This is a genomic window from Pseudomonas sp. F1_0610, from assembly GCF_047470865.1.
Taxonomy (GTDB): Bacteria; Pseudomonadota; Gammaproteobacteria; order Pseudomonadales; family Pseudomonadaceae; genus JAZDRH01.
On the sequence record NZ_JAZDRH010000017.1, the window covers coordinates 13,378 to 38,931 of the forward strand.

22 protein-coding genes, 5 tRNA genes and 1 pseudogene are annotated in these 25,554 nt (G+C 46.2%); 23 read left to right on the forward strand and 5 right to left on the reverse strand.

Translation table 11 applies throughout. From position 1 onward, the window contains the following. The first annotated feature begins 3 nt into the window (after positions 1–3). From queC to nadA, 3 genes are all read left to right on the forward strand, one after another. On the forward strand, positions 4–693 hold the full coding sequence (gene queC, locus VQ643_RS10425) for a 7-cyano-7-deazaguanine synthase QueC (RefSeq protein WP_414199713.1): 690 nt from the start codon (positions 4–6) through the stop codon (positions 691–693). Positions 694–742: 49 nt separating this feature from the next. Then, positions 743–817: transfer RNA gene (locus VQ643_RS10430), tRNA-Lys, on the forward strand. Positions 818–934: 117 nt separating this feature from the next. Further along, positions 935–1,993 carry a quinolinate synthase NadA gene (gene nadA, locus VQ643_RS10435; RefSeq protein WP_414199714.1) on the forward strand — a complete coding sequence of 353 codons (1,059 nt, stop codon included), beginning with the start codon at positions 935–937 and terminating at the stop codon, positions 1,991–1,993. 19 nt (positions 1,994–2,012) lie between these two features. Here the strand turns inward: nadA and VQ643_RS10440 are convergent, their stop codons facing one another. Beyond that, a complete protein-coding gene (locus tag VQ643_RS10440) occupies positions 2,013–2,780 on the reverse strand; it encodes a DUF4184 family protein (protein WP_414199715.1) in 768 nt (255 codons plus the stop codon). Between the two features lie 133 nt (positions 2,781–2,913). Then, positions 2,914–3,108, reverse strand: a complete 195-nt coding sequence (locus VQ643_RS10445) for a hypothetical protein (protein WP_414199716.1) — start codon at positions 3,106–3,108, stop codon at positions 2,914–2,916. Between the two features lie 316 nt (positions 3,109–3,424). On the opposite strand from VQ643_RS10445, the gene amrS reads away from it, so the two are divergent. From amrS to VQ643_RS10480, 7 genes are read left to right on the forward strand one after another with little or no spacing between them, the layout of a single operon-like run. Further along, on the forward strand, positions 3,425–4,837 hold the full coding sequence (gene amrS / locus VQ643_RS10450) for an AmmeMemoRadiSam system radical SAM enzyme (RefSeq protein WP_414199717.1): 1,413 nt from the start codon (positions 3,425–3,427) through the stop codon (positions 4,835–4,837). A gap of 11 nt (positions 4,838–4,848) precedes the next feature. Continuing rightward, positions 4,849–6,108 carry a hypothetical protein gene (locus VQ643_RS10455; protein WP_414199718.1) on the forward strand — a complete coding sequence of 420 codons (1,260 nt, stop codon included), beginning with the start codon at positions 4,849–4,851 and terminating at the stop codon, positions 6,106–6,108. Positions 6,109–6,117: 9 nt separating this feature from the next. Next, positions 6,118–7,158 carry a hypothetical protein gene (locus VQ643_RS10460; protein ID WP_414199719.1) on the forward strand — a complete coding sequence of 347 codons (1,041 nt, stop codon included), beginning with the start codon at positions 6,118–6,120 and terminating at the stop codon, positions 7,156–7,158. Continuing rightward, on the forward strand, positions 7,155–8,216 hold the full coding sequence (locus VQ643_RS10465) for an acyl-CoA reductase (protein WP_414199720.1): 1,062 nt from the start codon (positions 7,155–7,157) through the stop codon (positions 8,214–8,216). The genes VQ643_RS10460 and VQ643_RS10465 overlap by 4 nt, the downstream gene beginning before the upstream one ends. After that, positions 8,213–9,199: an NAD-dependent epimerase/dehydratase family protein gene (locus VQ643_RS10470; RefSeq protein WP_414199721.1), complete on the forward strand. Its 987-nt coding sequence runs from the start codon at positions 8,213–8,215 to the stop codon at positions 9,197–9,199. The genes VQ643_RS10465 and VQ643_RS10470 overlap by 4 nt, the downstream gene beginning before the upstream one ends. Further along, a complete protein-coding gene (locus tag VQ643_RS10475; RefSeq protein ID WP_414199722.1) occupies positions 9,196–11,433 on the forward strand; it encodes a penicillin acylase family protein in 2,238 nt (745 codons plus the stop codon). The genes VQ643_RS10470 and VQ643_RS10475 overlap by 4 nt, the downstream gene beginning before the upstream one ends. Before the next feature lie 11 nt (positions 11,434–11,444). After that, entirely contained in the window at positions 11,445–11,708 is a 264-nt protein-coding gene (locus VQ643_RS10480) for a hypothetical protein (RefSeq protein WP_414199723.1), read from the forward strand. Between the two features lie 54 nt (positions 11,709–11,762). Here VQ643_RS10480 and VQ643_RS10485 read toward each other — a convergent pair whose 3' ends face one another. Next, positions 11,763–12,113: a hypothetical protein gene (locus VQ643_RS10485; RefSeq protein WP_414199724.1), complete on the reverse strand. Its 351-nt coding sequence runs from the start codon at positions 12,111–12,113 to the stop codon at positions 11,763–11,765. A 257-nt stretch (positions 12,114–12,370) separates the two neighbouring features. Further along, complete coding sequence (gene rdgC, locus VQ643_RS10490) at positions 12,371–13,288, reverse strand: recombination-associated protein RdgC (protein ID WP_414199726.1); 918 nt, start codon at positions 13,286–13,288, stop codon at positions 12,371–12,373. A 170-nt stretch (positions 13,289–13,458) separates the two neighbouring features. Between rdgC and VQ643_RS10495 the strand changes: the two genes are divergently transcribed. From VQ643_RS10495 to VQ643_RS10520, 6 genes are all read left to right on the forward strand, one after another. Further along, a tRNA-Val gene (locus VQ643_RS10495) sits at positions 13,459–13,534 on the forward strand. Positions 13,535–13,559: 25 nt separating this feature from the next. Then, a tRNA-Asp gene (locus VQ643_RS10500) sits at positions 13,560–13,636 on the forward strand. An 11-nt stretch (positions 13,637–13,647) separates the two neighbouring features. Beyond that, positions 13,648–13,723, forward strand: a tRNA-Val gene (locus VQ643_RS10505). Between the two features lie 8 nt (positions 13,724–13,731). Beyond that, positions 13,732–13,808 (forward strand) — tRNA-Asp (locus VQ643_RS10510). An 817-nt stretch (positions 13,809–14,625) separates the two neighbouring features. Next, entirely contained in the window at positions 14,626–14,874 is a 249-nt protein-coding gene (locus VQ643_RS10515; protein ID WP_414199727.1) for a hypothetical protein, read from the forward strand. Between the two features lie 408 nt (positions 14,875–15,282). Further along, a complete protein-coding gene (locus VQ643_RS10520) occupies positions 15,283–15,906 on the forward strand; it encodes a helix-turn-helix transcriptional regulator (RefSeq protein ID WP_414199766.1) in 624 nt (207 codons plus the stop codon). On the opposite strand, the pseudogene csx16 reads toward VQ643_RS10520, so the two are convergent. After that, positions 15,886–16,092, reverse strand: a pseudogene (gene csx16, locus VQ643_RS10525) (CRISPR-associated protein Csx16); the annotation flags it as partial. The gene VQ643_RS10520 and the pseudogene csx16 sit on opposite strands and share 21 nt — an antisense overlap. A gap of 185 nt (positions 16,093–16,277) precedes the next feature. On the opposite strand from csx16, the gene csm6 reads away from it, so the two are divergent. From csm6 to VQ643_RS10560, 7 genes are all read left to right on the forward strand, one after another. After that, a complete protein-coding gene (gene csm6 / locus VQ643_RS10530) occupies positions 16,278–17,420 on the forward strand; it encodes a CRISPR-associated ring nuclease Csm6 (protein ID WP_414199728.1) in 1,143 nt (380 codons plus the stop codon). A 149-nt stretch (positions 17,421–17,569) separates the two neighbouring features. Beyond that, positions 17,570–19,252, forward strand: coding sequence for a Cas10/Cmr2 second palm domain-containing protein (locus tag VQ643_RS10535; RefSeq protein ID WP_414199729.1), 1,683 nt, complete (start codon positions 17,570–17,572; stop codon positions 19,250–19,252). Next, on the forward strand, positions 19,245–19,835 hold the full coding sequence (locus VQ643_RS10540; RefSeq protein ID WP_414199730.1) for an RAMP superfamily CRISPR-associated protein: 591 nt from the start codon (positions 19,245–19,247) through the stop codon (positions 19,833–19,835). The genes VQ643_RS10535 and VQ643_RS10540 overlap by 8 nt, the downstream gene beginning before the upstream one ends. After that, a complete protein-coding gene (locus VQ643_RS10545) occupies positions 19,835–21,376 on the forward strand; it encodes a hypothetical protein (protein ID WP_414199731.1) in 1,542 nt (513 codons plus the stop codon). The genes VQ643_RS10540 and VQ643_RS10545 overlap by 1 nt, the downstream gene beginning before the upstream one ends. Further along, the gene (locus tag VQ643_RS10550; RefSeq protein WP_414199732.1) at positions 21,373–22,773 is read left to right on the forward strand and encodes an RAMP superfamily CRISPR-associated protein; all 1,401 of its coding nucleotides are present in this window, start codon (positions 21,373–21,375) and stop codon (positions 22,771–22,773) included. The genes VQ643_RS10545 and VQ643_RS10550 overlap by 4 nt, the downstream gene beginning before the upstream one ends. Continuing rightward, complete coding sequence (locus VQ643_RS10555) at positions 22,770–23,264, forward strand: hypothetical protein (protein WP_414199734.1); 495 nt, start codon at positions 22,770–22,772, stop codon at positions 23,262–23,264. Before VQ643_RS10550 ends, VQ643_RS10555 begins: the two co-directional genes overlap by 4 nt. Continuing rightward, on the forward strand, positions 23,261–25,537 hold the full coding sequence (locus VQ643_RS10560; protein WP_414199735.1) for a TIGR03986 family CRISPR-associated RAMP protein: 2,277 nt from the start codon (positions 23,261–23,263) through the stop codon (positions 25,535–25,537). The genes VQ643_RS10555 and VQ643_RS10560 overlap by 4 nt, the downstream gene beginning before the upstream one ends. Positions 25,538–25,554 lie beyond the last annotated feature (17 nt).

The window sequence follows — 25,554 nt, forward strand, 5'->3', positions numbered from 1 at the left end:
GGATTGAAAATGAAAAAAGCAGTTATTTTATTATCTGGTGGTTTAGATTCTGCCACGGTTTTAGCACTGGCAAAGCATCAAGGCTATGCGTGTTATACCATGAGTTTTGATTATGGGCAGCGCCACCGCAGTGAACTTAAGGCTTCGGCTGAGTTATCTAAGCAGCTAGGGGCTATTGAGCATAAGGTTATTTGTCTGAATCTGGATGGCATTGGCGGTTCAGCATTAACAGATACTTCACTGGCTATTCCAGAGCAGACAACAGTAACAGAGCAAATTCCAGTAACCTATGTACCAGCACGCAATACCGTATTTTTAGCATTGGCTTTAGGTTGGGCAGAGGTTCTTCAAGCGCGAGATATTTTTATTGGTGTAAATTCGGTAGACTACTCGGGATATCCTGATTGTCGGATGGAATTTATTAGAGCGTTTGAACAACTAGCTAACTTAGCTACACGTGCTGGTGTTGAAGGTAAAGGCTTTCGTATACAAGCGCCTTTGCAGTCATTAAGTAAAGCACAGATTGTTCAACAAGGAAGTGCACTAGGTGTGGACTATAGTATGACTATTTCATGCTATCAGGCCGATGAGCTAGGTAGAGCTTGTGGTAAGTGTGAAAGTTGTCGCTTGCGAGCAGCAGGTTTTCACCAAGCTGGATTAAATGATCCAACAAACTACCAAGGAAAAAGTTAATTTTTTCTTGACCTGAGAACTCAGGGGTGTATTATACGCCTCCGTTCTTGGGTCGTTAGCTCAGTGGTAGAGCAGTTGGCTTTTAACCAATTGGTCGAAGGTTCGAACCCTTCACGACCCACCATTTCCCACCTAGAACGCCTTTAATTCTTTCGACTTTCTCCCTAAACTTACGCAAACCGTGTGCGTAAAGCTATTTTTGCACAGCATTATTGCCTGATGCTTTGAGGGATTGGCTAGAATGACCCAAATTTCAGAGCGCTTTTTAGTTCAAGCGCATTTAGCAGCAAAACAGCAAGTTAAGCTCAGTAAACAAGAAGAACAACAGCTACGCGAACAAATTGCTGCTGAATTAAAACAGCAAAATGCTGTATTAGTAGCTCACTATTATTGTGATCCTGTGATTCAGGCTTTGGCAGAAGAAACAGGCGGCATAGTAGCAGATTCATTAGAAATGGCTCGCTTTGGCGCTAACCATCAAGCCCAAACCTTAGTGGTAGCTGGGGTTAAGTTTATGGGTGAAACAGCAAAAATTTTAAGCCCAGAAAAACGTATTTTAATGCCAACATTGGAAGCAACTTGTTCTTTAGATATAGGTTGTCCAGTGCAAGCGTTTTCAGCTTTTTGTGATCAGCATCCAGAACGCACAGTGGTTGTTTATGCCAATACATCTGCCGCCGTTAAAGCGCGTGCCGACTGGGTGGTGACTTCAAGTTGTGCGTTAGAGATTGTTGAAAGCTTAATGGATAACGGCGAAACCATTTTATGGGGGCCTGATCAGCACTTAGGGCGTTATATCCAGCGCCAAACAGGGGCAGATATGCTGTTGTGGGATGGCGCTTGTATTGTCCATGAAGAGTTTAAGTCCAAGCAACTGGCGGATATGAAAGCGCTATACCCCCAGGCCTTAGTACTTGTACATCCTGAATCGCCAGAAAATGTTTTGGAATTAGCTGATGTTATAGGCTCTACCTCGCAATTAATTAAAGCTTCTCAAGAAAGCTCGGCGCAAACCTTTATTGTGGCAACTGATCGCGGTATTTTTTATAAAATGCAGCAATTAAGCCCTGAAAAAACCTTTATTGAAGCACCAACGGCAGGTGAGGGTGCTACCTGTCGTAGTTGTGCGAACTGTCCTTGGATGGCGATGAATACCTTGGAGCGAATGCTAGATAGCTTACAGCATGGGACTAATGAAATTCAGGTTGATCCTGCGTTAGTGCCTAAAGCAGTAAAACCTTTACAGCGTATGCTCGACTTTACAGCAAAAGCTAAATTGGCCGTAACAGGTAACGCTTAATTGAACAAGCGGATGGTCTTTAATCATCCGCTTGGTTGTAGTGCAAGTGAAAACCATACGCAATCAGGCTGCTAACTAGATAGGCGAGTGCAAAAAATAAACTGCTGTTTAAAATCCAATGAAAATAAATACGATAAAACGGTATAGCTTCTTGGCTAAAGTAGTCAGTAACTAGAAAACCATAAAATAGTGCGCTACCTGCCAGTATAAATAGCCAAACATAGCGATGCTTTTCCCAGCGATCCAGTAGTTTTAAATCATGTGGCGGCTGCTTGCTTAGCCAACGTATGTAATAGCTGACCAAGACAAGCGTGCCAAGTAAGCTGCTAGCAAATTGTAGTAGGTTGTACCAACGAATAGCACGATCTTGCAGATAAAACATAATCTCTTTTGATAGTAAGTCGCTACTAGCATGGGTAAAACTATCCCAAATAATATGTGTGGCTGCCCCAAGTACTAAAGCAAGCATCACGCAAAATATATAACTGCCACTCAACTTAGGTGCGTTAGCATAAGTAGCGCTAAGTGCAAGACGATGTGTAGCCGGTAGTAGAACTAAAAATGCTTGGCGTAAGAGTAAAATAATAATCAGTAATACTAAGCCTACTGGCAGGCAATGACTTACTAAACCAACCCAAGTATGCGCTTGGTTGGCAAAAGCAAAAGCTTTTATGTAATAGCCTGCATCAGGCGTTAAGCTGCCGATAATTAGGGCAGGTAAAGGCAGTTTTTTAGTAATTAGCCGAATAGGTATAACCGCAGCAGGGTGAGCTAAAGTCCAAGGCATGATAAAGGTACTGAAGAGAGTCTGAGAGTTAAGAACCGATTGAGCTTAAAAAGTTTATTACTAAAATCAGCTAATGCTAATACATCATCATTATCAGGGCTTGGTTTAAAACTGCTCATACAGCGGATGAGTGCTATTGATTTAATTGCACATAAAACTCGCCTTTGTCTTTATCAGACCAAAATACAGAATAACTAATAATTTCAGAATTTGATTTAGAGCCTACTGTCAAAATAAGACGTGCTTCACATGCATACTCTTGCGCTTCTTGGTAAGTTTCAACGGTGTCATGCCCGTAAATTTTAATAGAGCCTTTGCTAATTGCCATAGGCCCTAAGCCGCTAGAAACTAGGCTTAATAAGGTATTCTTTACTTCTGAGTCAGAACAACTAGGCGCATCTTTGAACAGCTTTGTAAGGTTAAAGCTAAAAGGCTTATTGCAGCTACTTTCTTCATTTCAATATCCTTATTTAGGTTTAAAACTCAGCCTAGCCCAAAAATAATGTGTTATCTGCTTGTTAGATCACGATAAGGCGTTCTTAAGCCAAGATATTCTTGGTTTTCTCAGTAGTCTTTGATCCAGTGCCATGAGCGGTTAATAACCTAAGATAAGATGTTTGTCATAACTCATCTAGGATTGGTACATGGAAAACAGAATATGGATGCAGTCTTGGCAGCCAGCGAATCATTGGATATCAATTAACAATGATAATGTGCTGTGCAATTTATGCCCGCGTTTTTGCAAAATTAAGCCAGAAAAAGTGGGATTTTGTGGTGTGCGAAAAAACGTTAATGGCGCTTTAGCCTCTGTGAACTATGGTAAGTCTGTACCCATTACCTGTGAGTCTATTGAAACAGAAGCAGTATTTCATTATGCGCCAGGCGAGCCTATTTTATCTTTAGGTAATATTGGCTGCATGATGAAGTGCGATTTCTGCCAGAACTGGGCGACCAGTCAAAGCCGCTTAGTGCAAGATCATAATGTATCTTATATTTCACCTGAGTCTGTTGTGCAGTACGCCTTAGACAATAATATTCGTATGCTGTCTTGGACTTACAATGACCCCGTAGTTTGGCAGGAGTTTGTGGTAGACACAGCACGTCTAGCTAAACAGCATGGCATTCAAAACCTTTATAAAAGCGCTTTTTATATTACGCCCCAGGCCATTGATGAGTTACTGGAAGTGATGGATATTTTTAGCGTTTCAATTAAATCATTAGATGACGATTTTTATCGACGTGTAACCAAAGGGCGCTTAGAGCCTGTTCTTGAGGGTGTTAAACAGGTTTATGGTGCTATTAAACAGGGCGCGAATGTACATTTAGAGTTGTCTAATCTGTGCGTCACAGGGCGTAATGATAATCTTCAAGAAAGCCTGAAAACAGCGCATTGGATGCTGGAAAATCTAGATGCTAATGTACCTTTGCATTATGTACGCTTCCATCCAGATTACTTATACACCCAAGTCGAACGCACAGATCCAGCATTCTTAGAAGAAGCGCGCACAGCAGCCATTAATGCGGGCCTAAACTATGTCTATGTAGGCAATGTGCATGGAACGCCCAGCTCAAACACCTACTGCCCTTGCTGTCAAACATTGGTTGTAGAGCGCTATGGCTTGGCGGCTACGAGCTTTTTAAAGCAGGGCGCTTGTCCGAGGTGTCAGCACCCCATTCCTATAAAAATGCCGTGGGCAGAACCTTCTTTATTACATAGCCCACAGGAATTGCCAGATGGCTTGCCGCACATGCTACATAGTTTTCGAGGGGTTATTCGCTCTTGCCATGTTGAGCAATTAGCAGCCAATCCATTGTATTTCCAATTCGAAACACAAGATGGCGCGCCTGTAGGCCGTGTGCAAAAAATGATCAGCTTGCGTTTTATGCTCTCTAGCCCAAGCCCGCAAGCAAGCCAAGTGCGTTTATTCTATACCGGTGTTAAACCGCATGTGTATGAGGTCTATGACCGTGCGCATTTTCCAGTCTGGGAAGCAGAGAGAACCGCTTGTCATAGTGAAGATGTGCCACCGGTTTTAGACGACCAAAAAGTTAAATAGGTTAAGTCAGTATGCCATTGAACTATGCATATGCTTGGTTGCGCTCCCAGCGTATCGCCAAAGCGTTAAAAAATCAGGGCTTAACTAAGCCGCATGCGAATACCCCCATTATTTATATTCCTGGAATTTTGGGTACAAAGCTGTTTGATACCCAGCAAAGGGTTAATATCTGGGGCTCGCCCAGCACCTTGTTAGCACCTAAAACAGACTATGCTCCCTTTGCATTGGATGAGCGTGCATTAACGGCTTGGCAAGATCACGATCAAGAGCGGGCGCAGCGCGTTATAGCCACCGAGCAATTACATGCGTTTAGTATCATTCCCAAATTAGTGGATACGCTAGTCACCAGTGAATTGCGCTCGGTATTGCACAATGCATTGGATTACCAAGAGGGGCGTGATTTATTTTTTTTAGGCCATGACTGGAGGCAAGATTACCGTTTAATGTCTGTCCAGATTGAGCAGCAAATTGAGCGTATTGAACAGCGTTTCGGTAAGGGCTGCCCATTTATCTTTATTGGGCAATCGGTGGCTAACCAAGGTATTCAGTTTTGGGCGCATCAAGCCAGTGCAGAGCGTTTGGCACAAGTACAGCGCTGGTACAGCTTTGGCCCTACATGGCAAGGTACTTTTCATGCTTTAAGTATGATGCATGAAGGCTACTATCCCGCATCGAAAAAGTTTAAAGGTTTCACGCCAGCTGATGTGGCTAGTTTCCCGTCAACCTATCAATTACTGCATCAGAAACCGCGTGTTATAGACGCGCAGGGCAAAACGTTGGCGTTTTCATTTTATGATGTGGATTGCTGGCAAGAATATGGTTTAGGTCCTTGGCATACTAATTTGCGAGATCATCTGAATGTTGAACAGCTAACAAGCTACTTAGCCTTGGCCAAAGAATTTACCCAAACTATTAACTCAGCTAAAGAAAAAATCGCTCGTATTCCACAGGTTTGGTATTTGGGCGATGCCAATCAAGCTGTTCTACAAGCCGTAGTACTCGGTAAGCGTTTGCTCAGTAGCGCTGCAGAAATACGACAGCATGCACCTGAGTTACAGCATTTAGCTTTAGCTAAAGGTGATGATCACCTTCCCATGGAAGACTTTGCCGAGCAACCTAACGGCTGTTTTGTGCGCGATTATCAAAATATTCCTTATGGCGAACGTTATATGTTGGTAGGGCAGGCCAAAGATCATCGTAGCTTGATCAATTATGGTCGTAACTTAAAAGCCATAGCTTTTGATATAGCAACAGTTCGCCAGCAAAATTAGGACGTACAAATGCAAGCACTCACGGCGATTGACCAATTGGCTCGTCCACAAAAACTTTATCAGCCATTAACCCAAGAACAGCAGGATTTATTTACGCAGGCCATGCAGCAAGCAGATGTTTGGCATAAAGCCCGTAATGCAAATTATGCCAAGCTCTGGGTAGGGGAGCAGCGTCCAAGTATTCCTGTAGGCTTATTTAAAAAGCTGGATTTAGCCACTTCTGTAGAACAAGAAGGACAGTGGTTGTCTAGTTCAGGCACTGGGAAAACAGGAGCTACTGAGGTTTTTTTTGATAAAGGCAGTATGCAACGCATTACCCAAGGTATGCTGGCGCTATTTATTGAAAATGGATTTTACTCAAGCCAGCCCGCTCGATTCTTATTGTTGTCCCCCAATCCACAACTGGGTGATTTTCCTGGTTATGCAACGGCTTTTCTAAAATTTACCGCAGCAGCGCCCAATAAAGCCTTGGTTTTTGCAGTTAATCCAGAAGCTGTGTTTGATGCTGAACTTGCCATTAAGACTTTAACGACTTGGGCGCAAGAACCTGAACCTATTTTTATTTTTGGCTTAACCGTCTTTTTTGAGCAGCTTGCCTTGGCATTACCGCAGCCCATTGAGTTTAAGCAACCGATAAAAGGGATTACAGGAGGTGGCTGGAAAGGGTTGACCAAAACCATGGAGCGTGGGCAAATTTTGCAGCGTCTAGCACAAAATCTACAGACACCAATGCTTGATATTCGCGACATGTATGGCATGACGGAACATCCGTTGCACTACCTATCCTGTCCTTTGGGGCATTTTCATCAACCTGTGTATTCGCGTTTTTTTGTACAAGGTGCTAACCAGCAAGAGTTAGAGGCTGGAGAGCAAGGCTTAATACGCTTACAAAATCCATTTTTTGCATCTATTCCTGCACATGACATAGTCACTGAGGATTTAGGCTGCCTAGGCGAGCATTGTGGTTGCGGGAATACTCAGCCTTATCTTAAATTTTTAGGTAGAGCCACGACCAATGAAGGCATTTGCGCGCAAGAGGCATTAGCGTGATTGAACAGCGTTTGCAACAAGTGGCTAAGCTGTGTGCAAACCTGGCAAAAGGTCAGTTTCGCTTGGCAAAAGATCCTGAAACTCAGGCATTTTGTTGTGCTTATTTAACAGAACTAAGCTATAACGCCTTGTTAACTAAGGTTGAGCACGAGCTCGGCAAATCCTGCTGGCGGCCTTTAGGTCGTGTGCTTATTGTTGTTTCAGAAAAAGATGTAATTGGCAGCTTGCTAGCTGTTTTAGCTGCTTTTATTACAGGCAATCAAATCCTAGTGAAAGCGCGCCATAGCCAGCCTTTGCTGTATTGGTGCAAAGCACAATTACAGCTAACAGATGAGCAGCTGAGCATTCTCGATTGGCAAAGTGAAGATACTGTTAATGAACCTGATTTAGCTTCCTTTAATGGGCTGTTATTGGCCGGTAGCTTAGCCTTAATGCAGTATTATCGACATAGATTAAGCTATCCTGCTCGCCTGATTGAGTACGGCCCTAAGATTAGTGCTGCGGTACTAATGCAAATAAATCCTCAGATTGTTCAGCAGCTAATGCAGGTTGTAAGTGTTTTTTCGCAACAAGTCTGTAGTTCGCCTCAATTTATTGTAATAGATGAGGCTATTTCGCTAGATGAACTACTGGCGGCTTTAACCCCTGAATTGGTAAAGCGTCATCCGCTTGCTGCTGAGTCTAAATTAGTACAAGCCAGCCATTATCAGCAGTTGCAATTATTACAGCGTTGCGATGCGCGATTAATCAGCAGCGCTTTTAGCCCTGAAACAGGCTGGGGGATCAGTGTTAGTCGGGGTCTTGCGCCTGACTTATGGTTTAAACAAGGGCTAAATATTTGCCTAGGCCCAGCCGCCACGTTGCTTGATCAAGCCGCCCAGCGCTGGGGGGATAGCTTGCAAACCTTAGGTGTGGTGGGCAATTTAAATTGGCAGCCGTCTGCTTTTTTTCGACTTTGTCCCTTAGCACAAATGCATCAGCGCCCTTTGACCGCTGCCCATGATGGTTTTTTTGAGCTAGCAGCACTAGTTAACTTTTATCAAGATGAACGCTTATGAAAAAGATTTTTCTAACAGGCGCAACTGGATTTATCGGATCGCACTTGTTAAGTCGACTTTTGGAAGACAATTATCAGGTGATACTGTTGGTGCGCGAGGCTAATAAGTTAGCGCCTGAATGGCGGGGGCAGGTTCAATGTGTGGTGGGCGACCTAAACCAGCCTGAGCGTTATCAAGGCTATTTAGCACAAACTAAAGTTATGCATTTGGCGGCTGATTATCGGCTAGGTTTAGCTCAAGCCAAACAGCGACGGCAAATGTATTTAGCCAATGTGCAAGGCACGCTAAGTTTAGCTAAAGCTGCTTTACATGCAGGTGTTGAGCAGTTTATTTATAGCAGTACTACCGCTGCTTTAGGCGAAACGCATTATCAATGGCATACCGAAACAGCGCAGCATAATTCAGTTTTTCGTAGTTATTATGAACAAAGCAAGCATATGGCTCATCAGCTGTTATTAGCCTTGCGTGAACAAGGTTTGCCACTAACTATGGCTATTTTAGGCGGAGTATTTGGTGAAAAAGACCAATCTGATCTTGCCCAAGGGCTAAAGCAATTTCTGCAAGGAAAAGTTCCTGTTCAACCAGATACCTTTAGCCGTTTTCAGCTATGTCATGTGGATAAAGTGGTAACCGCCTTAGTAAGTTTGTTCGATCAGCCCTTAGGTGAAGACTATTTATTTACTGGTAAAGACTATTCCATGCCCGAGCTTTTTGCGCTGTTAAGTCAGTTATCCGGCATAGCTGAACCTAAAAAACTCGCTTTAGCTTCTCTAAAAAAAGCGCTGTACGTATTACAGCCATTGGCGTGTTTAGGCGTCAAGGTGCCGCTTAATAAAGAACTAGTAAATATATTAGATGGCAGTACTTACCTTTATTCCTCCCGTAAAGCACAGACAGAACTAGGTTGGGATGCTGGTGATGTTGAGCAAGATCTAACGCAGTACATGCAGCATTTAGTTGAGCAAAATAAGGCAGGGCTATGAAGTTCAAACGGCAAAGCCCCTATGGTGCACTGAGCTTAGCGCTACGTGAGGAGCGTGTAGATATTCAGGCAGACAGCGATTTAGCGGCATTTTGGGGGCAAGGTTTTGCGACAGCGCATTTGCGCTTATGGCAACTGGATCTATCAAGACGTATTGCCAAAGGGCAGTTGTGTGAAATACTAGGTGCTGGTGCGCGTAAAACCGATGTCTTTCAACGTCGTTTGAATCTTACAGAATTAGCTGAGCGTGAAGTTGCACGTTGTCAAACACAAGCGCAAGCAGGTGTCATTGAATTACAAAGATTACAAATACAAGCCTACGTGGAAGGCTTGAATACCGCATTACACGAAGGCGTAAAACAGCCTATTGAATGCCGCTTATTAGGCTATATGCCTGAGCCATTTACTGAGTTAGATGTGTATGTACTGGCGCAGTTGAAATACTTTATTAATTCAGCATGGCAGTATGAAATTTTTCATACCCATATGCTCAAGCGCCTAACAGCAACGCAGGCCAGGCAGCTTTTTGCTACCTTTAGCTTCGAAGGTGAAAACTTACCACCTTTGCAGTATCCAGAATATCACCAGCGCAGCGAAGAAGCCGAGCAGGCCCTAAAGGATGCGTTAAAAGGCTTAACTTTGTTGGGATTATCTTCACCTGATACAGGTTCTAATGTCTTTGCAGTGAGCAGTACTCACACTGAAGATGGCAAGCCTTTGCTGGCTTCTGACCCGCATATGGGGCAAGTCAATCCTAATTTTAGCTTGCTGTTTAATATTCAAAGTAAAGAAGGCCTGTCGGTGTTTGGGGCAAACTTTGTAGGTATTCCTGGTATTGTTGTTGGGCGCAATAAGGAAGCGGCATGGGGAATGGTAGGTCTAATGGCAGATAACCAGGACCTTGCCTATGCCGAAGTCGACTGGAATGCAATGACACTTAAAGCCTGCGGTGAAAGCTTCCCGCTAGAGGCACATAAGCAATATATTCAAATTAAAAATAAACCTAGCGCAGAGTTAATAACTTATAGTTTTAAATATGGACGTGTGCTGAGTGTTAATGAAAATTACGTTATGTTTTTGCGTTGGCCTGCGTTAGATAATTCGATGGGCGACATCACGCTCTATGACTTAGCTAAATGCCATGATTGGACCAGCTTTAAAGCGGGTTTAAGCCGTATTTATAATGCACCTATGATGGCTGGCTATGCTGATATTCATGGCGATATTGGTTTACATGCAGTAGGTTTATTACCACGACGTACCGCTAGTCAAGCGAGCCAGCATTTAGGCGCTTTACTGCAAAATGCGCAGCAGCCTGCCAGTGCATGGCAGGGCTATTTATCCTTTGATGAGTTGCCGCAAGAACATAATCCAGCTTGTGGCTATGTGCTGTATGCCAATCAGTATTCTTCGGCGCTGTTAGCCAATAAGCATCCTATTTCTAATCGCTGGCATCCCCCCACACGCGCACAACGTATTCAGCAATTGCTTGCAGCAGGTAAAGTGAGTGCACAGCAATGTATGCAGATTCAAGATGACAAAATAGATGGTTTTGCCCAGCAGCATCTTGCTTTTTTATTAGCGCAACTTGCTACAAACTGTGAGCTGACACAATGGTCTGGCGATACGCGGCAAATAGCTCAAGCACAACTGTTTGAACGTTGGATTTACCAGCTAGCTGTGCTTATTTTCGCACCTGTTATCGGCAAAAAACGCTTAGCCTTATATTGTGATTTTTGGCCTAGTTTTCGTTGGTGTGTGATTGATGTATTGCAACATCATTTGCAGGATTGGGTGGACACCGTTGAGCAAACCAAACTGCAAGAAAACTATGCACAAGTGGTTACTCAATTGGTGCGTACCGCCTTTAGTAATGCCCAGCAAGCGCCGAATCTGAAAGCCACAATGGCATTTGCACATACCCTGAAAAAGCCAAAAATTTTGGCTTGGCTATTTACCTTGCAAGCGCCCTTTACCGGTGGCAATCGAGAAACTATCCACGCCACTCGGCAAAATACCGATTTCTTAACCTCTAGCCAAAGTGCAAATCAAGGCCAACATAAGCCTTTTAGCTTTGGCCCTGCTTTTAAGTTTGTAAGCCAGCTTGATCAGCATGCCAGCGTGCATTACATGATTAATACGCCCGCCAACGGCAGCCCATGGTTTTGGACATTAAAAACGAATTTAAAACGCTGGCAAAAAGGAGAGCGTTATCAACTCAGCATGAATAACTAAAGGAGGAAGTTATGCTTAAGTTTTTTACGGGGCTATTAGGCGCATTGGTTGGATTTTGGTTGGGCTTGGTCTTTGTTGCAGTCTTTACTCAAAACCATGAAAAAGTCAGAGTAATGAGCATTTCTTTAGTAACAGCAGCCATGGTATCTGCTTTATTTATAATGTTGGTAAATCAGGTTAAACATAAAAAAATAAAACAAATTTTAACTGTTATTGTTTGTCTGCTTGCTTGTGTTGCATTTTGGATTACCTTAAAAAACATAAATGCTATTTAAGGTAATTAAGCTAGCACTACTAAGTTAGTACAAGTAGGCTAGCTTCTATCTCATTTACTGCTGAACGCCACGATCAGTAATGCGTACTTGGAATCTTCTAGCATCACGGTCTAACCAAGTAATTTCATATTTGAAATAGGCTTTGGCAGGGGGCTCATTACCAACTTTTAATTGTATGTCCACTTTGCAGCTATTAATTTGCGCTTTTGTATCAAGGTCAAGCGCTGTGACTTTATCAATAGTCAACACCACTGGCGCAGAGCTAACTTTCTTAGCCGCATCTAAAATATTAGTTTTTAATGATTCTTGAACATCTTTTGAATCACAGCTTGGAACTTCAGGTTGTCCACAACCAGTAAGAGCAAATGCCATTAGCACAAGGCAGCCAGTTAGTATTTTTCGCATGAGTCAGTTCCTTTGAGCGGCAGAATAAAAATGAAGTTTAGCACGTTGCACGGATATTGAATATTTAAGGTTTTTAATCCTTGATTTGGCGCAAAATAAAGAAAACATAAGGTGTTTCATATAGCGGAGTACAGACTTGTTTTTATAACCAGAAGGTTAAGTATGTAGAGTGTATGCGTCTACTGGAAATAATCCATGCAAAATAAAAGGCTGATGATTAGCGATTCATCAGCCTTTTGTTGGATTAGACAGAGATGTTAAATACCTTGAGGTACTTCCTCGCCACCTAAGGCTTCGATCCAATTTGGAATAAATTCGCTTAACGTCAGCATCATTAAAGTGAAGCTGGCATCAAACTGCCCCAGTGCATCATCGCCACCGTCGTGTTCAGCCTGATCTTGTAAGAGATCTTCAAATTTCAGGCGTTTAATACTGAGTTTGTCGTCCATTAAAAAGCTAAGCTTATCTTCAAATGCAAGACTAAGCTGTGTCACTATTTTTCCAGCGGCGAGGAAGTTTTGAATTTCTTCACTGGCTAAATCCTCACGCTTAATACGAATCACACCACCATCTTCTGCGGTATCGCGTAGTTCGCATTCATCTGTCAGATGCAATCCATGGCTTGCATGATGTTGCTTTACCCATTGGGTAAAGGTAGCGCTAGGTGCTTGCTTCACACTGAGAGGGCGTACAGGCAAGCTGCCTAAGGCCTCACGTAAAGTAGAGAGTAATTCTTCTGCTTTTTTGGCGCTGGATGTATCAACAAAAATTAGCCCTTGTTTGATATCAATAGCCGCAAAAGTGTGGCTCTTACGTACAAAGGCGCGGGGCATTAAATCCATGAGGATTTCATCTTTAATTTGATCACGTTCTTTCTTATAGACTTTACGGGCTTGGGCCGCTTCAAGCTCATCGACCTTTTCTTTGACGGCATCACGTACAACGCTCGCCGGTAAAAGGCGTTCTTCTTTGCGTCCACTAATCAGCAAAAATTGTTGGCTAGCATGCACTAAAGGTAGATCTTCTTTACCTAAAGGGGAAACAAAACCATAAGTAGATTCAACTTGGCTTCCACAGGCAATGGCAGGTTTGCGAGCTAAAGCAGTTTCTAGGCGTTGCACATCTAAGGCTAGTTCTTGGGTGATACGATAAATAAGTAGGCTGCGAAACCACATGCGGGAAAACTCCATTCAAATCAAGCGCTCATTATTGACCTTCAGACGCTTTTCTCCAAGCCTTGTTCCATGGCGAGTTAAGTCTTTGGAATGTTTATACATTTTTTTTAAATTAGGGCTTGCCAAGTGAGGGGGAGATGACTATTATACGCACCACTTTGTGAGACGAAGGGTGATTAGCTCAGCTGGGAGAGCATCTGCCTTACAAGCAGAGGGTCGGCGGTTCGATCCCGTCATCACCCACCACTCGCTCAACAAAGTATCTGGAAATGCAGCGGTAGTTCAGTTGGTTAGAATACCGGCCTGTCACGCCGGGGGTCGCGGGTTCGAGTCCCGTCCGCTGCGCCATTTCCAATCGTGGGTGATTAGCTCAGCTGGGAGAGCATCTGCCTTACAAGCAGAGGGTCGGCGGTTCGATCCCGTCATCACCCACCACTTTATATGCAGCGGTAGTTCAGTTGGTTAGAATACCGGCCTGTCACGCCGGGGGTCGCGGGTTCGAGTCCCGTCCGCTGCGCCATATTTAAAAACCCTTAGCTTGTTGAAAGCTAAGGGTTTTTTCTTGTCTGTAGAAAAATCGGCTGTCTGTTTTTTGAGCAATTTAAGGTTGCTGACCAAATGGTGACCATTTTCGCAGCCGCTAAAAAAACGGGATTCACTTTTTGCTACGTGGCGACCGCTTTGGTCACCAAAAGCCGTCTAAAATATCACTGCAGGCGACCACGTATTTCGGCGCTTGAGCTTGAGAATAATGAAGAGCGTTTGTATCTCTGATAATGCGACTATTTGCTAGATAGCACGGTCGCGACACCAAGTGACGCAGAGCTGTGTTGTAATCATCTTATCTAGCACGATGAGTGCAAAACACATATGTGGAGGTGCTTATGGTCACACGCCAAATGCCTTATTATCTTGTGTGCTAGCAGTGTGGTTGGAAAAAGCTCCAGCGCACGCTTGATTGCCAGCCATCCCTTGAGCAAATCAAAAAACAGTTATCCTCCATAGAGCACTACTGCCCCGAATGCGGCAATAATCAGTTGTCATTTGGGCAAGCTAAAAGCTTAAGAGCCAAGGTACAGAACTGGTGGCAAGAATACTTTGGAGATTAGGAATACTGGATTCGTTGAAGAGCTTCTTGAGCTCGGCTCCAAACTCAGATTTGTTATGCCCAGATTAGAAAAATCTATTACCTCCAACTCTTTAGCTACTTAGTGAAGACAGGTATTGGCAAATCTTCGTTAGTGTTGAGCTAGGTGTCGTAAGTTTGCGGTTTTCTTGTGGCAGGGCTTTTCTGTCTACTCTATGTTCAACACAAACACACATAGAGGCAACAAATTATGTTCATTTCCAAAGCAGTTTCCGTAGGCCTAGCTGGTAACACGCTATCCAAGACTATTACCGGCACCTCAGAGGTTTCCGCAGGCCGTACTGCAGTAGCAACCGGCTCTGGCGCAGTACTTGGTGCTGCTACAGCAAGCACAGTTGCAATCGGCGCTGCCACTGTTGGCCTAGTCGCTGCACCGGTTGTGGTTCCGCTAGCTGTAGCCGGTGGCATCATTGGCGGCATTGCCAGCCTTTTCGACTAACCAACGTTTAGACATCAACTTTACACTGAAATGGATTTTGGTGCTTTTTATCAAGAAGAGTTGAGCGGAAACGATATGGCCGAGCTGAAAGCCCTCTTGCTAAGGCAGATAGTAATCCTGCAGCTAATCCCACGGCAGCTGGGACGCATTGCTACCACAACACTCCAAGAGAAGTTGGCCGAACGTGGATTTCAAGCGAGCTTGCGTTCAGTGCAGCGAGATTTAAAAGATCGGCTTTCTTTGCAGTTCCCGCTGGTGTGCGATGAGAGTGAAAAACCGTTCCGCTGGAGCTTTTCTGAGGATATTTATCTTACTCTGCTAGGGTTGGATACACCAACAGCACTCACACTCTGCCTATCTGAAGACTATTTGCGAACCTTGTTACCATCAAGCATTACAGACCTGTTGATGCCTCAGTTTACGGCCGCGCGACAACACCTTCAGGGCCTGAACAGCAATAGTCTTACGCACTGGGCTCGTAGCGTTAGAGCGTTGTCCAATGCTAGGACCCAAATTCCAGTGCCAGTGAATGCAAAGGTTTGGCGGTTGATTAGTAAGGCTTTGCTGGGTAAAGAACAAATCCTGATCGACTATCTGAGCCGCAATAAAGGAGCGGTTGGACGATATCAGCTCCATTCGGTTGGGCTTGTGGCACGTCATTTGGTTAGTTATCTGATTGCTCATGTAGGTGAGTATGGCAATCTGCGTCACTTTGCGCTGCATCGTATTCAGCAAGTCGTACTACTCGATGAGTCTGCTAGCACCACGCAAGACTTTGATATAGATGAATATATCAAGCTAGGAGCATTCAGCATGGGTAGAGGTGAAAACACTCTGCTTATTGCTGATGTCCATCCACAGTTGGCTTGGATTCTTCGCGAAACCCTGTGGTGCGGCTGCAGGTTGAGATTGGCTGGCTGTACTGGGAGACACAGTTTGTGCTTGCAGAGCAGGATAGGGAGCTGTGGGATTTTTGACCACATCAAAGGCGCTAAGTTTGGCCTGCTCATGATCTTCTTTAGGCAGGCTTAGGTGCCAGTAACTAGCCCCAAGGGCACAAACTTCAGCCGCTTGCTCAAGAGTTAAAGCTCCAATTACTGTGTCACCCTTGGCCATGGACTGGCTAGAGAAGCTGGCTAGGTGTTGGTCGAAATGAATATGGTTGGTTTGCATCCATTTGAGTGCAGTGGGCGCTTGGCTAATAAACCAGGTGGTCATGTGTAGGGTCCTTATGCTGTAACTTTGGGGCTCATGAGGACATAATAGCTCGAAAAAACATCTTATTAACTAAGACTGTTTTGCTACGTAAGCTTGTGAACACAAAACCTCATGGTTTTTCTGGCAATCTAGGCCCACTTAGTTTTGAATAAATAGCTGGATGTTGAGCATACAAGGAAAATTGAATGGCTAAAAATATTTTGTTTCTGGTAACTGGAATGACCCCGCAGATTGTGACAGAAACTCTGTGGGCGCTAGCCTGCGACTCTGACAATGACGACAAATGGATACCCAACGAGATTCATGTGGTCAGTACTGAGCACGGCTTGAACCAGGTTCGTGGACGTTTATTTGAGCAAGGTGTTTTTGCTGCCATGCAAGCAGAGTACTCCGATCTGGCAGCCGTAGATTTTAGCCCAGCAAACTTACATGCCATTCTAGGCAGCGATGGTGTTGCGTTGACAGATTTGAAAACGCCAGAAGATAACGAGATGGCTGCTGACTTTGTGTGTGAAAAAATTCGTCAGTTTACTTCTGACGAAAATGTTGCGCTGCACGTGTCTATTGCCGGTGGCCGTAAAACCATGGGTTTTTATGCTGGCTATGCGTTGTCACTTTACGGCCGTGCTCAAGATTGCATGTCGCATGTTTTGGTTGACGAGCGCTATGAGCCAGCCACCAACTTCTATTATCCGTCACGGAACGCTAGTGCATTTGCGTTGGATCGCGATGGCAAGGTGATTGGTCCGGCCCGTGATGCCCGTATTTGGTTGGCAAAAATTCCGTTTGTGCGCATGAAAGACGCCATTAATAAACAGCACCAACTGTTGACGGGTGAAAAATTTAGCCAGGTGGTAGAGAAAATTAACGAGTCTTTCAGCGACGTTAGCATTGAGCTGGATGTAGCCTCAGCCAGCATTAAGGTAAACGACAAGTTTTCCATTACTTTGCCGCCGCGCGAGTTTGCATTTTATCATTTGTTTGCTGACTACCACGTTAAAGATAAAGGCCGCATTCAGGCACCCAGAAAAACACTGGATGACAAAAGCATCACAGCAGAAGAAGCCCGTCATATTAATCAGCTAACCGATGACTTCCGCGAGCTGTACCTGCAGGTTAAGCCAAACCTAGAGCTTGACGACCTAGATGAGCAGGAGTTGGATGTTGATAAAGATTTTTTTCAACAGGTTAAGTCACTACTCAATACAAACCTTAAGAAAGAATTGGGACTTGAGCTTGCCGCTAGGGTCGCCATAGTACAAGAGGGCAAGGGTAAGCCTTTTTATATCGACCTACCCGTAGAGGCCATCACAATTAAGCTCAAGTAACAGGGCCAAGAAAGCACTGAATAATTAGCAGCGATGCTTTAGCTGTCTCGCCAACATTATGCAGTGCCTCCCTAAATGAGCGAATTTGTAATTGACACATGGATAGCACGCAGAGCTGCCTAGTCACCACTATAAAATGGAGCATAAGTATGCATGTGTACTTGTTTGAGGCTAAGTCAATTCAGGCCTATATTTTTCGTAGCGGCAAGTTAAAAGACCTTGTCGCTGCCAGCGAGCGCCTTGACCGCCTTGTGGATGATACCCCGCACAGTACGTTAAATAGGGTTTTGCAGGCAGCGCAGCTAAGCTCCAACCTGCTGGATGCTGATATGCAGGTGGAGGGGAACACTATTGGCTTTACCCGTTGTAAAGGCGGGGCTTTTTATGCGTTTTGCCATAATGTTGAGCCGCTTCAGCAGCTGCGTAGTAGCTGGACGCTAGTTGTGCAGCAACTGTTTCCTGGGATGGAGTTTGTAGATGCACTAACCAGCGGTGCTGACTTGCCTGAGGCAATGGAAGGTGCCCACTCTTTAATGGCACAGGCACGCAATACCCCTAGAGTTAAATTTCCCTGGGCAACTGCGGTGTGCCGTAATGCCAACCGTACCGGCATGACTGCGGTACCTATGACACCTGAGGCGCTAAAGGAAGTGCACACAAACAGTGATGAGCTGGTGGATGTGGATACAGAGCATCATCGTCAGGCTTATCGCTTTTTAGGGTTGCGCAAAGATACTTTGCTCGACAAGTTTACTGGTGGTACACATGACGAAGGCGGCTTGCCAGACAACCTAAAGTTTCCTTTGGATACTGAGCAGTTTCCTGCTTTCCAGGCGCAGGATACAGAGCGGGAAGTAGTACGTGACCTAGCTCTAATTCACATAGATGGTAATGGTTTGGGCTTACTGCTCCGCGCCTTGCAGCAACAACTGGCAGGCCAGAGCACAGAGCTATACAGCCGTGCCTTTAGGCGGTTTTCTAACGCATTGGCAAATGCAACAGAAAAAGCGGCAGCAGTGGCCACCCAGTGGTTGTATATGAACAGTAGCTCGGCACAAAAAAACGACATCTTGCCGATGCGCCCTGTGGTTTTGGGTGGCGATGATATCACCTTGTTGTGTCAGGCAGATCTGGCTATTGGCTACGCGGAACAGTTTTGCAGTGCATTTAAGAAAATATCCGAGGACGAACTGGCAGGTTTGTACAAGAAACACTTAAAAGATACAGGCATCATCAAGCCTTATTTAACCGCCAGTGGCGGCATTTTGTATCACAAGGCCAGTCACCCCTTTACTACCTGCCACGAGCTGGTGGAGGGGCTATGTCAAGAAGCCAAAGCTGCAACCAAGCAGGTGGATAGCAATGTGGGACCTGCGGCCTTGGCATTTTATCGTATTAGTAACGCGCTGGCCGAGGATATCAAACAACTGCGTGCCCAAACTCAGCACTTTCATACAGGCAGGGGAGAAATTACCAGCTCGCTTGGTGGCTATTTGCTAGAGCAGGATGAAGATGCGCTGAACAGCCTAGCACTGTTGCGTACGTTAGCGGATAAAGCCAGAGAAAAAGACCAATCTGGCAACAGCTTACCGGTATCGGTGGCTAAGTTCCGCCAAATGGCCACCCATCTAGCCAATGGTGATTTGCTAGAAGCACAGCGCATATACGAACGGATGCTAGAGCTGCAAAACAAGCACTCTGTAGACGCCGCCAGGCTCTGGGTTGCTTACCCCTGGTTGGCGGATCGCAGCACAGCAACCTGGCTGTCCGACTTGCTTACCTACGCACACTTTAATGCCCCAGTCAGTACCAAGGAGGTTTCCCATGGCTGAGTTAAGCGCAGAATTAATAATTGAAATTCTTACTCCTTGGCATCTTGGATCGGGACGTGAAGGTGGAGCCTATGCGGACAGCCTAGTTAGTCGCGACCACTCGGGCTTACCTTTGGTTAATGGCAAAAGTATTAAGGGGTTGTTGCGTGCTGCTTGTACTGAAAGCATGCAGCTGCAGTGGCTGGAACAGCTAACACAGGCAGACCTCGACAAACTGTTTGGCAAAGAGGGGACCGACCTAGCCAGCCAAGGGGCTTTGGAAGTATCCAGTGCCACCCTTAGCGAAGGCGAGCAGGCTTATTTTGCCCAGCATCCCCAAGCCGTAAAGCTGCTATATCGCATTGATTACAACACCGCCATTGACCACGCCACTGGTGCAGCAGCGGATGGTTCATTGCGCTCTATGGAAGCTGTAGTGCCAATGACTTTAACTGCCAAGCTGCGCATCCATGCCGAGGCTAAAGAAAGTGAATTGTTTTTGAACTGGTTGAAGCTGTCGCTACCGCTGATTACAGCAGTGGGCGGCAAGCGCCGCCGTGGTTATGGCGAAGCTGTTTTCAGCTTGAACAGGGAGACTAAGTAATGCGTCTTTATTATCGACTAACCACTAAAGAGCCCCTGGTGTTAAGCCAAAGCACAGCAACCACCAATAACCACCTTGGGCTGGATCATATTCCCGGCAGCGCATTGCTAGGAGCTATAGCCAGCAGGTTGTATAACCAGCTTGACGATGCGCAAAGCTTTGCTGTTTTTCATTCGGGTGCTTGTCGTTTTGGACCGGCTTACCCGCTGGTAAATGATGAAATTTGTTTGCCTATGCCAGCTGCTTGGCATAGTACCAAGCATGACAGCGCTGCATTAAGTAACCATGCCGCCCCTAGCTTTGTGCGTGACGCTGGGCTGCAGTATAAGCAGTGTCGCGAAGGCTATATCAGCCATCAGTTGCAGGAGGCTAAAGTTAACCAAGGACTTACCACTCGCACAGCGTTGGATGAAGGTCTGCGAGTCAAAGACGGACAACTCTATACCTATACAACCATACAGGCAGGGCAGGAGTTTGGCGGCTGGGTAGAAAGTGACGATGCGCAGCTTTTGGAACTGATCAAACCCTTGCTCAATGGAGAGCTTAGCGTGGGCCGTTCCCGGTCAAGTGAGTTTGGCCGGATTCAGCTTAGCTGCTCTGCACAGCAGCCCCAGACGCCTGAGGTGGCTAGTCTGGGTAACAGCCTAGTGATTTGGTGTTTAAGTGATGCCCAGTTTTTTAATCATCTGGGTAGCCCAACCTTTACGCCCGCAGCATCCGAGCTACATACTCAGCTGAGCGGTACGCTAAATGCAGAAAAAAGCTTCATCCGTACCCGCAAAGTGCGCAGATTTAACCGAGCGCGTAATGGCCTAGATAGCGAACAGCAACTGGTTGCCGCAGGTAGTGTGCTGGTTTACGAACTGGAGCAGCCAGCCAGTACGCAGCTTTTGCAAGAACTGGCTAGCCATGGGGTAGGTGCCAACCGTCAGCAAGGCTTGGGTTGGATTAAGGTGAATCCGACCTGGGCACTGCAAGCACAGCCGCAAGGTCAATTGTTTACGCCCATCAAGTTGGCAGCAGTGGCACAGCCTGCAGTAAAAGTTGAAACAACAGCTTTGCTACACTGGGTTAATAATCAACTTGGTGAAAGCAATCTGCTACAGGACATGGAACAGCTAATTGGTCAGCTACATCAGAAAATCTGTGCGGCTTATGTCAAAGCTCGGGATTACAACAGCCTACCTAACCAATATCAGGCGGGGCCAAGTAGTAGCCAGTGGCGTCGGCTGGATGAGCTGGTGAAAAAACACCAAAATTGGCAGCAATACGCTTTTGAGTATGAACAAGGACAAAAACCTCAAAACAGCACCGTAATTTGCAAAGAGAGAAATGACGAGTTGGGCTGGGGATTAAGCTGGCAGGACGAACAAGGCTTGGTTACTTTTGCCCGCTTTGCCAAAGAACATCTGGGTGGGCTTAACAGCCAAACCATGCGCAGACTGCTGGAGCAACTCTGTCGTTTTGACTTGTCGGATTATCAGGGACTACAGGCATACAAAAAGTTTAACGCGACGGCACAACAAGGAGTCAGGGCATGAGCACGATTTGGTTAAACCGCTACATTATAGAAACCACGGCTCCTATGGCCATTAGTAGCGGGCGTCGCGAAACAGGTTTTGATACACAGCTGGCGCGGGATGCTAATGAACTGCCGTATATTCCCGCCACGGCGATCACCGGGGTGTGGCGACACCTAACTCGAAATGCCTTAGGTGAGACTATAGAAAACCAATGGTTTGGCAGTTTAGAGCAAGACATGCACAGCAGTCTGGCGCCCAAGCTACATATCCAGCACGGTTTGTTATTGGATAGCAAAGGTGAGGTTGTACTTGGCTTGCTGTCAGCAGAAAAGATCAATAAAGACGATTTGCTCAGGCGTTTGCAGGATGTGCGCCCCCACTATCGAGATCATGTGCGCATCAATGACCGTGGCGTAGCAGAAGAGCATGGCAAGTACGACAAAATACTACTGCCCAAAGGCGTGCGCTTTTGTATTGATGTGCGCTGGCAAGGCGATGAAGCACATGAGGCGCAGTGGTTGGAGTTACAAAACTTACTGGCCCATCCGTTGTTTGCCCTTGGCGCTTCAACCCGTAATGGCTTGGGGCGTTTTAAGGTGGTTGCCAGCCATAGCGAAAAGCTGAAGTTGGCTAAAAACCCCAAAGCAGGCGCACTGCTAACGGCATTTATGCGTCGCAGCAGCTTGCCGGTTAAAAATCAACTGGTACAAACAGCAGCGCAGCCCTTTGCCACCCTGCAGTTACAGGCCCTGGATACCTGGCGCTGTGGCAAGGGTAGCCGCCCGCTGTATGCAGATAAGGCCAGCGAACATACAGACTCTTTTACCTACAGCGAGCCCTATATCGGTTGGCAGGGAACCAACGGCCTTTGGCACGACAGCCCGCAAGCTGTTTTGTGTGGTAGCAGTATTAAAGGAATGCTGGCGCACCGGCTGGCCTATCACTACCGTCGCTTAAGCGGACAGTTTGCCGAAGATATGGAACAAGCCAGTCATACAAGCTGGGAGCAGCGCCCAGATGACTTACGTCAGCTGCTGGGCGATGCAAGCCAGGAAGAAAACCGTGCTCAAGCTGGCCGTCTAATTGTTGAGGATGTAGTGGTGGATAGCGTTACCCCAACCATACGTACCCATACCAGCATTGATCGCTTTACCGGTGGCGTACGCCAGGGTGCACTGTACAGCGAAGAGTTGCTGTGGCAGCCGGAATTTACCTTAAAGCTGCATCTGGTACCTGGAACCCAGCTCAGTGAACCACTAAAACAGGCGCTGGAAGCAACCTTGACCGATCTTAAAAGTGGCTTACTGCCTTTGGGTGCTGGCAGTGGACGCGGCAGCTCGCTGGTCATGCACAAACAGGGTGGCAGCTGGGATATTCAATGGCAACAAATTCAACCGCAGGAGGCACAGGCATGAATTCAGCCCTTACACATTACGAAAATCTGAGAAATAGCGCTTCGATCGTGGATGACCTAGGCTGTGCTTTGCCTGAACTGTATAGCGCAAGCCTGAGTGTCGAAAACAGTTTTTGTACCGCAGAGGAATTGACCGCCCAGTTGGCCGACTGGCATAGCGCTACTGGCTGGCACCAAACTCGTAGCAGTACCGCTTTGGGAATGCCAAACGAATTAGTAGAGCTGCTAGAGGGAGAATGGACCAGTGGCGCGCACAGTTTAATTGTGCGCTTAGTGGGGCCGAACCGCTACCAGGTGAGCAAACAAAACATGCAGGAAGCAAAGTCAGCCGACTATTGCTATAGAGAACAGCTAGTCTGGCTGCGTACCGACCTGTGTACTGACAGCATAAATACTGCACTGTACCGCAATTGGTTCCAGTTACAAAACCATAGCTGGCAAGCCGTGGCTAGCCAGTTTGTAGGTTTTACTTTTATCAAGGAGCAAAAATGAAAGCACAAGTACAGGCCCCTTATCATTTTGTCCCCTTATCCAGATGGGTGTACTTGCCCGACTGGGCACACTTAGTCAGCCATGACCACCCGTTTCGTGATGGCCTTAGTGGCAGTATTGCGCTTAGCTTGACCAATAAAACCGAGCTTTTGGTGGGTGCGGAATCTGTCACTAAGCAAGGTCAGCCAACACAGGTTAAATGGGCGCGCACTCCAGATGGCACTCCTGTCATTCCGGGTAGCAGCCTAAAAGGTATGGTGCGTAGTTTTCTTGAGGCGGCCACCTTCGCCAAGTTCAAGCAGGTTGATGATAACCGCTATGCCTATCGTGATATCAGCGGTGCCAACACAGCTTATAGCAAGGCGCTGCAGAAGACGGGCGAAGCCGTTGCGGCATGGCTCAAATTTAATAGCGCCGAAGCCAAGTGGGAGTACCGTAAGTGCAGCCATACCCGCCTGTACGGTCAGGATCTAAAGACCTACCTGCGCAGTCAGGGTAGCCAAGCTGTAATTGATAACTGTAACCCTGAGCAAACCACACTAGACAAATACAAAATTTTACCTTTAAACCAGACGGCGCTTGCTTTTGAGCTGGGTAAATACCAAACCCGAAACAATAAGCCCCGTGACTGTGCAGTTAATCTTGGTGCAGGCGCAAAGCAGGGCATTCCAGTGTTTGTGGGTTATCGTCCGGGTAAAGAAAGCCCAGACCTGAATTTCAACTACATGTTTTATGCCGTTGATAACCAGCCACAAGAAATTTCGTCACGCTTGGTTAACCAAATGTTTGCCGCCCATGACGAAGAATTAGTCAATTACCTTAAAACGTACGGCCACGCAGAATACGGCATTCCAGTTTTCATTCGTATCCAAAGCGGTAAACCGGGCAACATTCAGGCAATTGGCTTGGCTAAAATGCCCAAAATGCTGTATGACAACAGCGTGATGGAGCTGGCACAAGCCCAGCAAGCCAACCTAATTAGCAACGATGCCAGTTTTGACCTGTGTGAGCTGATGTTTGGTACCTTGCGCGATTACGGAGCAGGCCTAAAAAGCCGAGTTAGTTTTAGTGATTCGTTATGCACTACAGCCAGCCAAATAAAGGAAAGTCCGCCTGTCATTTTAGGGCAGCCCAAAGCCAGCTATCTAAACGCTTACCTAGAGCAAACCCACAATAACGGTGACGTTAAAGATGAGCTGATCATGTACAAGCAGGGAGCTAAGTTGGCAGGCTGGAAGCGCTACCCAAGCCAAGATGGCTTTACAGCACACTTACCAGAAGACTTAGAAAGAAAAGTCAATGTACAAAGCAAGCTGGAGTTGCTTGCGCCTGGAGCCTGCTTTTCTGGAAAAATTGTTTTTCATAACCTAAAGCCGGTTGAACTGGGCGCATTACTGTGGGCGCTTAACCCAGGTGAAAACTTTTACCATGGTCTAGGCCACGGGAAATCCCTAGGCGCAGGCGCAGTACAGTTGCAGGCAAAGCTTGAGCAGTTGCACTGTAATGCGGACAGCAACCCACAAGGGCCTGCTTTAATTCAAAGCTTTATTGAGCATATGAACAGCCAGTATCCAGCGCAGGATGAGCAGGGGCAAAGCTGGCAAAACAGCCCACAGGTGCAGCACTTACTGGCCTTTGGCGACCTCGAAGCCAACAAGGGCAAAAAACTAAACTATATGCCTCTGCAAAAAAAGACTGGCGAGGTGACTTACAGCAATTCTAAAGTAGCGGGTTCGCGCAAAGCTTTGCCAGGCTGGATGGTAAATGGCCAGCCGTTGCCGCGTGATGAAAGCCTTGCCAACCTTGCAGGTTATGCACCGCGTGGGCGCTTGGATGAGCTGGTTGACAAGCTGGTGAAAGACCAAACACTTCGGGAAAGCATGCAAACAGCCAAGGAAAAGCTGGATAAAGAACAGGCCCAACACGAGCTGCAAGCGCGAAAAGAGTTGGCATCGCCCTTGTTTAAGCAGTTTTTGGAGCTCATTGAGCACTTTGAACGGTATAGGGGCAATTCGACTGAGGATGCAAATAACCAGGTTACTGCACGTCATAACGAGATAACCCAACTGCTAGAACAGGCGGTCAGTGCAGGGTCTGGTCTGAGCCTGCAAGAATGTAAAGAAATGCATGCGCTGGTAAGTGATTTTGAGTTGACCAGGTACCTAGACCCAGCAACCAAAGTAAATCAGATCAAAAAACCAAAGGCAAAGGCTAAACACCAGCAAAAGCAAAGCTTGCTTAATCAGCTGCTGAGCTTGTGTAACACTCAATAAACACAGGGCTGGCAGCT